General features: G+C 72.2%; 9 protein-coding genes. 4 read left to right on the plus strand and 5 right to left on the minus strand.

The features are described from left to right. Position 1: 1 nt before the first annotated feature. From ACYVAG_RS06660 to ACYVAG_RS06670, 3 genes are all read right to left on the minus strand, one after another. Positions 2-1,285: a toxic anion resistance protein gene (locus tag ACYVAG_RS06660; protein ID WP_460768182.1), complete on the minus strand. Its 1,284-nt coding sequence runs from the start codon at positions 1,283-1,285 to the stop codon at positions 2-4. Positions 1,286-1,413: 128 nt separating this feature from the next. Further along, positions 1,414-2,034 carry a TetR/AcrR family transcriptional regulator gene (locus tag ACYVAG_RS06665; RefSeq protein ID WP_460768184.1) on the minus strand — a complete coding sequence of 207 codons (621 nt, stop codon included), beginning with the start codon at positions 2,032-2,034 and terminating at the stop codon, positions 1,414-1,416. 34 nt (positions 2,035-2,068) lie between these two features. Further along, entirely contained in the window at positions 2,069-3,040 is a 972-nt protein-coding gene (locus tag ACYVAG_RS06670; RefSeq protein WP_460768186.1) for a DNA polymerase domain-containing protein, read from the minus strand. Positions 3,041-3,635: 595 nt separating this feature from the next. On the opposite strand from ACYVAG_RS06670, the gene moeB reads away from it, so the two are divergent. Then, complete coding sequence (gene moeB, locus ACYVAG_RS06675) at positions 3,636-4,814, plus strand: molybdopterin-synthase adenylyltransferase MoeB (RefSeq protein WP_460768187.1); 1,179 nt, start codon at positions 3,636-3,638, stop codon at positions 4,812-4,814. A 60-nt stretch (positions 4,815-4,874) separates the two neighbouring features. Here moeB and ACYVAG_RS06680 read toward each other — a convergent pair whose 3' ends face one another. Continuing rightward, on the minus strand, positions 4,875-5,084 hold the full coding sequence (locus tag ACYVAG_RS06680) for a cold-shock protein (protein WP_460768189.1): 210 nt from the start codon (positions 5,082-5,084) through the stop codon (positions 4,875-4,877). A gap of 195 nt (positions 5,085-5,279) precedes the next feature. Here ACYVAG_RS06680 and ACYVAG_RS06685 point away from each other — a divergent pair, with 195 nt between their 5' ends. From ACYVAG_RS06685 to nudC, 3 genes are read left to right on the plus strand one after another with little or no spacing between them, the layout of a single operon-like run. Further along, positions 5,280-8,567 carry an ATP-dependent helicase gene (locus ACYVAG_RS06685; RefSeq protein WP_460768191.1) on the plus strand — a complete coding sequence of 1,096 codons (3,288 nt, stop codon included), beginning with the start codon at positions 5,280-5,282 and terminating at the stop codon, positions 8,565-8,567. Beyond that, the gene (locus tag ACYVAG_RS06690; protein WP_460768193.1) at positions 8,564-11,899 is read left to right on the plus strand and encodes an ATP-dependent DNA helicase; all 3,336 of its coding nucleotides are present in this window, start codon (positions 8,564-8,566) and stop codon (positions 11,897-11,899) included. The genes ACYVAG_RS06685 and ACYVAG_RS06690 overlap by 4 nt, the downstream gene beginning before the upstream one ends. After that, entirely contained in the window at positions 11,896-12,768 is an 873-nt protein-coding gene (nudC, locus tag ACYVAG_RS06695; RefSeq protein ID WP_460768195.1) for an NAD(+) diphosphatase, read from the plus strand. Before ACYVAG_RS06690 ends, nudC begins: the two co-directional genes overlap by 4 nt. 24 nt (positions 12,769-12,792) lie before the next feature. Here nudC and ACYVAG_RS06700 read toward each other — a convergent pair whose 3' ends face one another. Continuing rightward, on the minus strand, positions 12,793-13,260 hold the full coding sequence (locus ACYVAG_RS06700) for a VOC family protein (RefSeq protein WP_460768197.1): 468 nt from the start codon (positions 13,258-13,260) through the stop codon (positions 12,793-12,795). Positions 13,261-13,316 lie beyond the last annotated feature (56 nt).

Consider the following 13,316-nt stretch of genomic DNA (forward strand, 5'->3'; position numbering starts at 1 on the left):
GTCAGCGCAGGTCGCGGCCCTGCGGGCCGCCGCCGGCGATGTCCATCGAGCCCGAGGCCAGGCGCTGGTCCTGCTGGGAGACACGGTCGAGGTAGGACTTCGACTTGCCGACCTCGTGCTCGAGGACGCCGATGGTCTGGGCCATCGAGTCGAGGGCCTGCATCTTGAAGGTGTCGATGGAGTCCATCGTCTCGTAGATGTTCTGGAACGCGGCCTGCAACTGGGGCAGGCCGATGGTGGACTCGGCCGCGCCCTTCTGGATCGCGGCCGAGTTCTGCTTCAGCGCCAGCGACGTCTGCTCGATGATGTTCGAGGTCGTCGCGTTCAGCGCGGTGATCTGGTCGAGCACCAGCTTCTGGTTGGTGAGGGCCTGGCTGACGATCACGGCCGTACGCAGCGCGGACATGGTCGTCGTCGAGGCGCGGTCGACGCCCTTGATCAGCTCGATGTTGTTCTTGATGATGATGTCGATCGCGAGGTAGCTCTGGATCGACACCGCGAGCTGGGTGAGCAGGTCCTGGTGTTTCTGGCGCACATAGAACAGGACGTCCTGGCTCAGGGCCTGCGCCTTCTCGGGGTCGGTGATCTCGAGCTCGGAGATCTGGGCGGCGAGCTTCGCGTCGAGGCGCTCGGCGATGTAGATGTATTGGTTCAGCCGGCCCATGGTCGCCCACAGGTTCTGCTTCTCCATGTTCAGCGCGACGTTGTCCTTCGCGAGCTCGTCCTTGCCGTTCTGGAGCGAGTGGAGCAGGCCGTTGAGGTGGGACTGCGCCGACTGGTATTTGCGGAAGTAGTCGACGATCTTGTCGCCCATCGGGATCATGCCGAGGAACCTGCGTACGCCGGTGGCCTGGCTGGGGTCGAGGTCCTCGACGGTGCGGCGCAGTTCGAGGAGCGTCTTGCCGATCTCGCCGCCCTGGGAGATGCCGCCCTCCTTGAGGGCCTTGACGGGCTGGGCCAGCAGGCGGTTGGAGGTCTCGGCGGCCTTGCGGACGTCGGCGTCGCCCATCGACCGGACCGCGGTCGCCTGCGCGTCCATCTCGGGCGAACGCGACTCGGCGGCCGTCATCGCGGACATGAAGGCGTCGACCTTCTGGTCGAGCACGCCGACCTGTTCGGGCTTGACCTGGGGCGCCATCTTCGGGGCCTGGGTGGTGGTGACCGGCGCCGGCGCCGGCGGGGCCTCCAGCGTGAGGACGGCCTCGGCGCCGGCGGGCGGGGCGAGGGGCTGCGTCGCCGGGGAGTGGGGTGCGGGCTGGCCCTGCTGGTCGTGCGGGAACGTCATGGTCGCCTCTCGTCTCCCAGACCGATCCACCGGCGGACGGCCTCGTTGGCGCCCACAGTACTGCCCGACGGGGGCGACGCCGCGGGGCGTGGGAGGGGGGCGCGTACGCCGTGGTCGCGGCGGGAGGCTCAGTCGCGCTGGGTCTTGGGGAACGACGCGATGCCGCGCCACGCGAGGCTCGCGACGAGGTTGGCCGCCTGGTCGACCGTGACGTCGGCGCGTGACTCGGAGACCCAGTGGCGGGCGCTGACCTGGGCCATGCCGACCAGGGAGATGCCGAGGATGCGGGCCTGCTCGGGGGGCAGCTCGGTGTCGGCGGAGATGACCTCGCCGATGGCGCCCGCGAGGTCCTGGTGGACCTGCCAGATGCGCTGCTGGACCTGGGCGTCGGCGAGGTCGGACTCGAACACGAACCGGAACTGCTTGCCGGTCTCGGAGACGAAGGCATAGAACGCGCCGATGGCGGCGCGGACGCGTTCCTTGTTGTTCTCCGCCGACCTCAGAGCCTTCGCGACCCGGTCGGTGAGTCCCTGGCAGGCCTGGTCGACGAGCGCCTGGTAGAGCTCGAGCTTCGACGGGAAGTGCTGGTAGAGGACCGGCTTGGACACGCCGGCGGCGTCGGCGATGTCGTCCATCGCCGCGGCGTGATAGCCCTTCTCGGCGAAGACGTCGCCGGCGGCGGCCAGCAGCTGCGTACGCCTCTGGTCGCGAGGCATGCGGGGGCTGCGGGGGGCTGTGCGGTGCTCCATCTGCCGAATGCTACCTGTCGGTTCGGTTCTCGCGTCACGACGTGGCCGTGTCGGACACGGCGGGCAACCGGGGCGGGTCGTCGGGGTCGAGGAGGTCGGCGAACAGGTCGCCGTGGTCGGCGATCCGCGCGAGGACGGCGTCGGGGGTGAAGCGCAGGTCCTCGGCGGACTCGACGGCGGCGACCTCGTCCCACTCGAGCGGGGTCGACACGTTCGGGTAGGGATTCTTGCCACGCAGGGAATAGGGCGCGATCGTGTTGCGGCCGGTGAGGTTCTGGTTGTGGTCGACATAGACCTTGCCGGGGCGCTCCGCCACCGTCACCGTCGGGACGAACAGGTCCGGCTCGTGGCGGTGGAGCCGGCGGCCGAGGTCCTGGACGTAGGCGACACAGGCGCGGCCGGGAGTGGGCTGGATCGCGGCGTAGAGCTGGAGGCCCTTGGAGCCGGACGTCTTGATCAACGGCTGGAGGCCGTCGGTGGCCATCAGTCCGCCGGTGAGCATGGCCGCGCGGGCCAGGGTCTTCGGGGACAGCCCCTCGCCGGGGTCGAGGTCGACGACGACGGTGTCGGAACCGGGGCCTGGATCGGTGAGGGGGAGGGGTGTGTCGGTGTCGCGCCGGCCGTCGGGATCGGCGTGCCACTGGGGGACGTGCATCTCGAGGGCGGCGAGGTTCGCGAGATAGACGAGCGTCGCGGTCTCGTCGGCGACGAGGTATTGGATCTCGCCGTCGGACGCCTTGACGGTCAGGCGGGAGACCCAGTCGGGGCAGCCCGGAGGGAGGTTCTTCTCATAGAACGAGCTGGCGTCGGGCGCGGTGCCGTTGGGGAAGCGTACGCGGGTCATCGCCTTGGCGCGCAGGTGAGGGAGGAGGGTGTCGGCGACGTGGAGGTAGTAGTTGACGACCTCGCCCTTGGTCCACCCGGTCTCGGGATAGAGGACCTTCTCGAGGTTGGTGAGCTTGAGCACGCGACCGTCGACCTCGGTGCGGAGCTCGGACTTAGGCATGAAATGAGTCTGCCGGAGATTCGTTGGGTGCGTGGGGTGGGGGTCCGCGAGCTCGGCTCGCGGCTGGGACTGTGCATATTGCGCCGCTCCGCGGCGCGATCGGCCTCGCGCGCTCAATCCGGTGTCTTCGGACACTCTTCGCGACGCGGCCCGGGTTCGCTCGAAGGCCGCGGTTCGTTGGTGGGGCCGCGCCGCTCATCGGTCCTCCAGACACCGGGCACGCGAGTCCAGGCCTGGCTGGCCGGGACGTTCTCCGAGCGAGCGCCAGCGAGACGAGGAGGGCCGAGCCATCGCAGGCGGTTGGCGAACGGTCCTGCAGTTGGCGAGCCGTAGTTGTCCTCGCGAGTGCAGCAGCACACTCGAAGGCAATTCCGACTCGCCAAGTGCACGAGCGTTCGCCAACGTCAGATCGGAGGCTGTTTGAGTCCCGACAGGTTGTTTGAGTCTGTTCGAACCGCCTCGAACGACCTTTCGGGACTCGAACGCGTACGCCGGGCCTCTCGTCTCGCGGGCGCTCGCTCGGAGAACGGGGGGCCCGAGTCGGTGGCCGGGCCACGCCCCATCCGCACCCGGACCTGCGCAATAGACTCGCCCAATGAGCTTTCCTCCCCTCGTCGAGCCCGGTGAGGCCCTGACCGCCGACGAGGTGCGGCGCTATTCACGGCACCTGATCCTTCCCGAGGTCGGCGTGACCGGGCAGCGGCGGCTGAAGAATGCGCGCGTACTCGTCGTCGGGGCCGGGGGCCTGGGATCGCCCGCGCTGCTCTATCTCGCCGCCGCCGGCGTCGGGACCCTTGGGGTGATCGACGACGACGTCGTCGACGAGTCGAACCTCCAGCGGCAGGTGATCCACGGGACCGGCGACATCGGCCGGCCCAAGGTCGAGTCCGCGCGCGAGGCCGTCGCCGAGGTGAATCCCCTGGTCGCCGTCGAGGTCCACCGCGCGCGGCTGACGCGCGACAACGCCCGTGAGCTGGTGGCCGCGTACGACCTCGTGGTCGACGGGACCGACAACTTCGCGACGCGCTACCTCGTCAACGACGCGTGCGCGCTCGAGGGCAGGCCGTACGTGTGGGGGTCGATCTTCCGGTTCGACGGCCAGGCCGCGGTGTTCTGGGCGGGGCGCGGGCCCTGCTATCGCTGCCTGTTCCCCGAGCCGCCGCCGCCCGGCGCCGTGCCGTCGTGCGCGGAGGGCGGCGTACTGGGGGTGTTGTGTGCGGCGATCGGGTCGGCCCAGGTGGCCGAGGCGCTGAAGCTGATCGTCGGGATGGGCGACCCCCTGGTGGGGCGGCTGGCGATCCACTCGGCGCTGCAGGCGCGGTGGTCGACCATCGAGGTGGCTGCCGACCCCGAGTGCGCGCTGTGTGGCCGGAACCCGACGATCACCGAGCTGGTCGACCACGACGCCTTCTGCGGAGTGCCGGCGGCCGACCCGCGCGTGGCCGACCGGACGCTGTCCGTGGCCGAGCTCAGTGACTGGCTGGGGGAGCGCGGGGCCGGCGTACGCGACTTCGACCTCATCGACGTGCGGGAGCCGCACGAGCGGGAGATCAATGCCATCCCGGGATCGCGGCTGCTGCCCAAGGCCGGGTTCGACTCGGGCGAGGCGCTGGCGGGGCTGGGGGAGCGGCCGGTGGTGGTCTACTGCAAGTCGGGGGGGCGGTCCGCCGCCGTCCTCGACGGACTCCTGCGCGCGGGGCTCGACGCCTGGCACGTGGCCGGGGGCGTCACCGCCTGGGTGGACGAGGTGGAGCCAGCGCAGGCGCGCTATTGACCTTCGCCCGAACGCGCGAACGGCGCCCCGAGGGGCGCCGTCAGCGGTGGTCGGGGTCGCTCAGAGGGGCCGCACCTTCTCGGCCTGCGGGCCCTTGGGTCCCTGGGTCGTCTCGAACTCCACGCGCTGGCCCTCGTCGAGGCTGCGGAAGCCGGTCGACTCGATCGCGCTGAAGTGAACGAAGACGTCGTCGTTGGGGCCGCCCCCATCGACTGCGATGAAGCCGAAGCCCTTCTCGGCGTTGAACCACTTGACGGTGCCCTGTGCCATGTTCCTTCTCTTTTCCCTGTGATGCTGCCCGCTGGTTCACGGGACGGCAACAGCGTGGCACAGTGCCGGTCGCCTGAGGCCCGTTCTCGGGAGTTTCTTATCTGTATGTCGATATTTGACCCGGGTATTGGAACATTCTCAGTCGCTACGGGGGTCACGCCCGGAATTGTCGGAGGCGGGTGGTTGCATGGTCGCGTGCCCGGAACCTATCGCCTCGAACGCGTCGTCCCCGATGTTGTCGTGCCCGACCTCGACGACGCCCAGCAGCGCGTCGTCGACCACGCCGACGGGCCCCTGCTCGTGCTCGCGGGCCCCGGCACCGGCAAGACGACGACGCTCGTGGAGGCTGTCGTACGCCGGTTCGAGCGCGCGGAGTCGGCGGCCGCCCCGCTGGTGCTGACGTTCTCCCGCAAGGCCGCGGTCGACCTGCGCGCCCGCATCACGGCGCGGCTGGGGCGCTCGGTCACGACGCCGACGGTCCTGACGTTCCACGCCTTCTGCTTCGCGCTCGTGCGCCGGTTCGGCGACGAGGAGGCGTACGGCACGGGAGTGCGCCTGCTGACCGCGCCCGAGCAGGAGTTCCGGGTGCGCGAGACGCTGGCCGGCACGCTGGACGGGGCGGACGATTGGCCGGAGTCGGTGCGGGCGGCGTACGAGACGCGGGCGTTCGCCGGGGAGGTGCGCGGCGTGCTCGCGCGGGCGCGCCAGCTCGGCATGGACCCCGAAGACCTCGCCGAGGTCGCCGACGAGGCGGGCCGGCCCGAGTGGCAGGGCGTGGCGCGGTTCATGGACGAATACCTCAAGGTGCTCGACTGGGAGCAGGCGCTGGACTATGCGGAGCTGGTCCACCGCAGCCGCATCCTGCTGACCGATCCCGAGGTGCTGGACGCGGTGCGCCGCGAGATCGACGGGGTGTTCGTGGACGAATACCAGGACACCGACCCGTCGCAGGTCGCGCTGCTGCGTACGGTCGTGGGGCCGGGCGGCCACTGCGTGGTGGTGGGCGATCCCGACCAGTCGATCTATGGCTTCCGCGGCGCGGAGGCGCGCGGCATCACCGATTTCTGCGACCGGTTCCGCACCGGAGCGGGCGAGCCTGCGCCGGTGGTCGCGTTGGGGCGTACGCGGCGGTTCGGGAAGGCGATCGCGGCCGCGACGCGGCAGGTGTGCGACCGGCTGCCGCTGGCGGGTGCGGTGCCTGCGGCCGTACGCGAGGCGTTCCGTGCGCCCGTCGTCGACCCGGCGGCGCCGCGGGGTCGCGTGGAGGTCCTCACGTGCGACTCGCCGGGCGCGGAGGCCGAGCACATCGCCGACCTGCTGCGGCAGGCCCACCTCCACGACGGTGTGGCCTGGGCCGACATGGCGGTGCTGGTGCGGTCGGGGCGCCGGGTGCTGCCCGGGCTCTCGCGCGCGCTGATCGCGGCCGGCGTGCCCATCGAGGTGGCGGGCGACGAGATCGCGCTCTCCGCGGAGCTGGCCGTGCGGCCTCTGCTGCTGGCGTTGGAGATCGTGGCGCGCGGTCGGGTCTGCGATGCCGACGAGGCGGCGCGCCTGCTGCAGTCGCCGCTGGGCGGGCTCGACTCGTTGGGACTGCGCCGGCTGGGCCGCGACCTGCGGGAGGCCGAGCGGCGCGAGCTGGGCGGGGCGATGCCGCCCCTGAGCGACGAGCTGGTCGCGAGGGCGCTGGCCGACCCGGGGCGCATCGACGATGCCGTGGTGGCGCTGGAGCGCACGTCCCCCGAGCTCGAGAAGGCGCGAACCCTGGCCGGGTTGCTGCTGGCGATCGAGGAGCGCGTCCACGGGTCGGCCACCGCCGAGGAGGCCCTCTGGGCGCTGTGGAGCGGCACCGAGTGGCCCGAGCGGCTGCGGTCCGCCGCGGCCCGGGGCGGCGACGCGGCCCAGCGCGCCGACCGCGACCTCGACGCCGTGTGCGCGCTGTTCGACGTGGCGGCGCGGTCGGAGGAGCTCGTCGGGCTGCGGGGGCTGAGCGGGTTCCTGGCCGAGGTCGAGGCCCAGCAGATCCCCGCCGACACCCAGCGCGAGGCCGACGTCCGCGGCCGCGGGGTCCGGCTGATGACGGCCCACCGGTCCAAGGGCCTGGAGTTCCGACTGGTCGTGGTGGCGTCGGTGCAGGAAGGCATGTGGCCGGACCTGCGTACGCGCGGGTCGCTGCTGGAGGCCGATCGGCTCGGCAGCTCGGGCGGGCGCTGGGGCATCACGCTGCCTCCGCCCACGTCGGCGCGCGTGGCCGAGGAGCGCCGCCTGTTCTATGTGGCGTGCACGCGGGCGCGCGAGCGGCTGGTCGTGACCGCCGTGGAGGGCACCGAGGGGGAGGGCGACCAGCCGTCGCGGTTCTGCGCGGAGCTGGGCGTACGCCCGGTGCACCTGGCGGGACGGCCGACGCGCCCGTTGACGCTGGGCGCACTGGTCGGGGAGTTGCGGCGGGTGTCGGTCGACCCCGACCAGCCGCCCGTCCTGCGCGACGCGGCGGCGATCCGGTTGGCGCGCCTCGCCGATGCCGTCGACGACGACGGGCGGCCGGTGGCGCCGTCGGCCGACCCGCGCCGCTGGTGGGGCATGGAGGCGGTGACCGAGGTCGACGGACCGGTGGTGCCGGCCGACGAGCCGATCCGCATCTCGGGCTCGACGCTGGGCGCGCTGGTGACCTGCCCGCGCCAGTGGTTCCTGTCGCGGCGCGCCTCGGCGGAGTCGGGCCGATCCAGCGCGGCGAGCGCGGGCGAGGTGATGCACGTGCTGATCGACCACGCCGAGCGCGAGGGCATCGACGCGACGGACCTCGCCGACCACCTCGACCACGTGTGGGACCGCATCGACTTCGACGCGGCCTACCTGTCGGCGGTCGAGAGGGCCGAGGCCGAGGGAGTGCTGGAGCGCTTCGTGGCATGGCAGGACGCGAACGCCCACCGCGAGGTGCTGGGCTCGGAGGTCTCGTTCGAGGTGCCCCTCGAGGTCGCCGGTGACCACGTCGTGCTCCACGGCACCGTCGACCGGCTCGAGCGCCTGCCCGACGGGCGGCTCCACGTCGTCGACTTCAAGACCGGTCGGAAGCCCGCCGACAAGAAGGACGTCCCGACCCACGACCAGCTCGGGGTCTATCAGCTGGCCGCCGCCGCGGGGGCGTTCGACCACCTGGCGCCGGGGGAGCGGCGGGTCGGCGGGGCCGAGCTGGTCTACCTGCGCGTGCAGGACAAGGTCGACCTGCCCTACCCGGTGGTGCTGCCGCAGGCGTCGATCGACGACGTGCCGGTGGTGGCGACGGGTGGCGAGGGGTCGGGTGGCGAGGGCGACGGTGAGGGTGAAGCCGAGGTGGTCGGGCCCACCTGGGTCCACGACAAGCTGGCGCGGGCGTGCCGGACGGTGCGTACGGAGCAGTTCGACGCGCGCGCGGGCGCCGCGTGCCAGTGGTGCGCGTTCGCCGGCAGCTGCCCGGCCCGCGCCGAGGGAGGGACGGTCGTTCCATGATCGACAACGTGACGACGCTGCCGCTGAGGCGGCGATTGACCCAGCCGGAGGAGATCAGCGAGGCGCTCGGAATCCCCTTCTCGGCCCAACAGCTCGAGGCCATCACCGCGCCACTGGAGCCGGGCGTGATCATCGCCGGGGCGGGATCGGGCAAGACCACGGTCATGGCGGCCCGCGTCGTCTGGCTGGTCGGCACCGGGGCCGTGCGGCCCGAGGAGGTGCTCGGGCTGACCTTCACCCGCAAGGCTGCGGCCGAGCTGTCGGCCCGCGTACGCGCCGCGCTGCTGCGCGCCGGGGTGCTCGATGCGGCGGGCGTCGACGAGGCGGGCGAGCAGGTCGTGATGACCTATGACGCGTTCGCCGCGCGGCTGGTGTCGGAGCACGGGCTACGCATCGGCGTCGATGCGGAACAGACCATGATCACCGGAGCGACGCGCTATCGGCTGGCGGCCCGGGTGGTGAAGGGCGCCGCGGGTCCGTTCGAGGCGCTATCGCGGCTGCGCCCGGCAACGATCACCGAGCGCGTGCTGAAACTCGACGCCGACCTGCAGGCCCACCTGGTGGGGAGGGCCGAACTCGACCGGCACGCCCGCGACTATCGGCTCGCCTGGGCCCAGGCGCCGCTGAACCGCATGAAGAAGACCTATGTCGACGTGGCAAAGGCCGAGCAGGCGCTCGAGGAGCGGCTTGAGTTGGCGTCGCTGGTGGGGGACTACCAGGACCTGAAGGCCCGGCTGGGCGTCGTCGAGTTCGCCGACCAGATGGCCGTGGCGGCGCGGCTCGTCCGCGAGGTGCCGGCGGTGCCCCAGTTGGTGCGGACGCAGTTCAAGGTGGTGCTGCTCGACGAATACCAGGACACGTCGTCGGCCCAGGCGCTGATGTTGCAGGGTCTGTTCTCGGGACCCGACGCGGCTCATGGGCGGGGCCACGCCGTCACGGCGGTGGGCGACCCCTTCCAGGCGATCTATGGCTGGCGCGGGGCGGCGGCCAGCAACATCCTGCAGTTCGCGACCGACTTCCCCACGGCCGGGGGAGAGCCGGCCCGCGGATTCGCGCTCACGGTGAACCGGCGTTCGGGCCAGACCATCCTCGACGTGGCGAACGTGCTGGCCCAGCCCCTGCGTACTGACCCGCTGCTGGCCGACCAGCCGGCCGACCTCAGCGGGTCGGCGCTGGTCGCGCCGCCGGAGGCCGGGCCGGGCGAGGTGCGCGGGGCCACATTCGACACCTGGCCCGTGGAGGTCGCGTGGGTGGGGTCGTCGATCGCGGCGGCCCGTGACACCGGCGAGGTGGCGGCGTGGAGCGACATCGCAGTGCTCTGCCGCCGTAACGCCGACATCGCGGCGCTGTTCACGGAGCTGTCGTCCCGCGACATCCCCGTCGAGATCGTCGGGCTCGGCGGGCTGCTGGCGCTGCCCGAGGTGATGGACGTCGTGTCGACCCTCACGCTGCTCGACGACGTGACGGCCAACCCGGAGCTCGTGCGGCTCCTCACTGGACCGCGCTGGGCGATCGGGCCGGGTGACCTGGCGCTGCTGGGTCGTCGGGCGCGCGAGCTGGCCCGGTCGCGCGACCAGGAGGCCGGGGGCGGCGACGCCCTGCTGGCCGCCCTCGAGCAGGCGGTGGCCGACGTCGACCCGACCGAGGTGATCTCGCTGCTCGACGCGGTCGAGAACCCGGGGGAGGCGGCCTATTCGTCACAGGCGCGGCGTCGCTTCGCCGCGTTCGCCGCCGAGGTCGCCGGCCTGCGGGGTCACGCCGACGAGCCGGTGCTCGACCTGGTGCGGCGCGTGGTCGCCGTGCTCGGTCTCGACGTCGAGCTGGTGGCCACGCCCCAGTTCGCCCGCACGGGGCGCCGCAACCAGCTCGCGGTGTTCGTCGACGCGGTCGCCGACTACGTCGACGTGGACGGGGACGCGTCGCTGGCCGGTCTGCTGGCCTACCTGCGCGCCGAGGTCGAGCAGGGCACCGGGCTCGACCGCGCGGTGCCGACCGACACCGACTCGGTGAAGCTGTTGACGGTCCACAAGGCCAAGGGGCTCGAGTGGACGTTGGTGTTCCTGCCGGCGCTGGTCGCGGGGGTGTTCCCGTCCGACCGGGTGAGCGACAACTGGGTGACGACGCCCGCGGCGATCCCTGGTGAGCTGCGGGGTGACCGCAACTCGATCCCGCAGCTCCAGGACGCGTCGAACGACGGCTTGAAGGCCTTCAGGGCCGAGCTGAAGGACCAGCAGGTGCGCTCGGAGGACCGGCTCGGCTATGTCGCGGTGACCCGGGCCAAGCGCGTGCTCGTCGGGTCGGGCCACGTGTGGCGCCCCGGCTCGACGAAGCCGCGGCAGCGGTCGGCGTACCTCGAGGCCATCCTGGCCGAGGCCGAGCGGCAGGGGCACGTGCTCGCGGAGGCGGCGCCGGTCGCGGCCGACGCGATCAATCCGCTCGACGTCGCGGCCGAGCCCAAGCCGTGGCCGCGCCCGCTCGACCCGGACCAGCTCGGGCGACGGCGCGAGGCCGCGCTCGCGGTGGAGGCGGCGCGGGAGCGTCACCGGGCAACGGGCGACTACGAGGGCGGAGGAAGCGAGTCACTACTGCTGGACGACGCGTCGGTCGTCGCGGGCTGGGACGCCGACCTCGACCAGCTCGTCGCGGAGGCCCGCGAGGGGCGGCGGGGTGTGCGCCGCGTACGCGTGCCGGCCGCGCTGTCGGCCACCCAGTTGCTCGCGGCCCGGCGTGACCCCGAGGCGTACGCGGCCGAGCTCGTGCGGCCGATGCCGAAGGCGCCATCGCGTTCGGCGCGCTTCGGGACGCGGTTCCACCGCTGGGTCGAGCGCCACTACGGCGCGCTGGGGGTCCCCACGGCGCTCGTCGACCCTGACGAGCTGGCCGACCGTGCCGATGCGGGCGCCGTGGACGAGCGTGACCTGAAGGAACTGTGCGCGGCGTTCGCGGAAGGCCGCTATGGGGAGCGCACCCCGGCCGCGCTCGAGACGCCCTTCACGCTGGTGCTCGACGGCCAGCTCGTGCGTGGGCGCATCGACGCGGTGTTCGCGCTCGACGGCAGCGACCCCGACGCACCCGGGGCGCTGTGGCAGGTCGTCGATTGGAAGACGGCGCGCGCCCACACCGCCGATGCGGGTCAGCTCGCGCTCTATCGCCTGGCGTGGGCCGAACTCCAGGGGGTGCCGGTGGACCAGGTCGACGCGGTGTTCCACCACGTGCGCGACGACGTCGTCGTCCGCCCGGCGCGGCTGCCGGGCCGCGACGAGTTGGCGAGGTGGCTCGACTTCGACACGAGCGGGCGAGGTGACGGCCGGGGCGCTAGCGTGGACCTGTGATCGTTGACCAGTGGACCACCCCGAGCTCGCTCGACCGGGCCGAGCAGCACCGTGCCTCACCCGAGTGGGTGGCGGGGCTGTGGCGCCGCGAGGACGCGCTCCTGGTGAAGGCCGACGAGGACGGCAACCTGTTCTCCGACGCCGACGGGACCGCGCTTCGCCTGACACGACCGTTCGTGGAGCACGACCCCCGGCGACACATCCTTCTCGGGCTCGTCGACGAGTCGCCGGTGTTCGCCGTGCAGGCCATCGCCGACGGTCCCGTGGCGTCGCTGCGTGCCCTGAACGACCACCTCGACGGCGCGTGGCTGGACGTGGCCACGACGGCGCTCGCGCTGCTGCACTGGCACCGTCTCGATCCCCGCTGCCCCGGATGTGGGGGCGAGACGACCATGGCGTCGGGTGGCATGACCCGTGCCTGCCCGGCCTGCGATCGCGTGAGTTTCCCCCGCACCGACGCCGCCGTCATCGTCGCGATCCTCAACGACGCCGACGAACTGCTCCTCGGCCACCAGGCGACCTGGCCGGAGGGTCGCGTCTCCCTGCTTGCCGGGTTCGTGGAGGCGGGGGAGTCGCTCGAGGAAGCCGTCCACCGCGAGATGGGCGAGGAGGCCGATGTCGAGATCGGCGACATCACCTACGTCGGATCGCAGCCCTGGCCCTTCCCGCGTTCGCTGATGGTCGGGTTCGTCGCGCGGGCGACGACGACCGACATCTCGGTCGACGGCGAGGAGATCGAATATGCCCGCTGGTTCTCGCGCGCCGAACTGGACGCGCGCATCGCGGACGGCACAGTGAAGGTGCCGGTCGCCGGCACCATCGCCCACCGCATCATCACGGCGTGGCGCGAGGGGACGCTGACGGTCTGATCGACCGCCTGCGCGGCGGCCGCGTCAGCGGCCGGCCGACTCCAGGGTCGCGATGTCGATCTTCTGCATCTGCTGGAGGGCCAGACCCACCGCCGCGCCGCGCTCGGGGTCGCTCATCAGCGCGCCCAGCTGGCTCGGCACGACCTGCCAGGAGAAGCCGAAGCGGTCGGTGAGCCAGCCGCACTGGCTCTCCTGTCCACCGCCAGCCATGAGCCCGTCCCACACGCGGTCGAGCTCGGCCTGGTCGCCGACCGTCACCACGGTGGAGTACGCGGGGTTCGGCGTGAACTCCGGGCCACCGTTGAGGCCCATGAAGTCGCGGTCGAGGATCGTGAAGTCGACCGTGAGTGCCTGGCCGGCCCTGCCGGGCGGCGCCCACGCCTCGTCATAGCGCGAGACGTTCCTGATCTCCCCGCCGAGGACGTCGCAGTAGAGCTGGGCTGCCTCCTCGGCGTCGGAGTCGAACCACAGGCAGGTGGAGAGGGAGGTCATCGGGGGTTCCTTTCGCGGGTGCCGCATGGGTGCGACGTCGGACTTGATGGTTCCAC

This window comes from Mariniluteicoccus flavus, assembly GCF_054776655.1.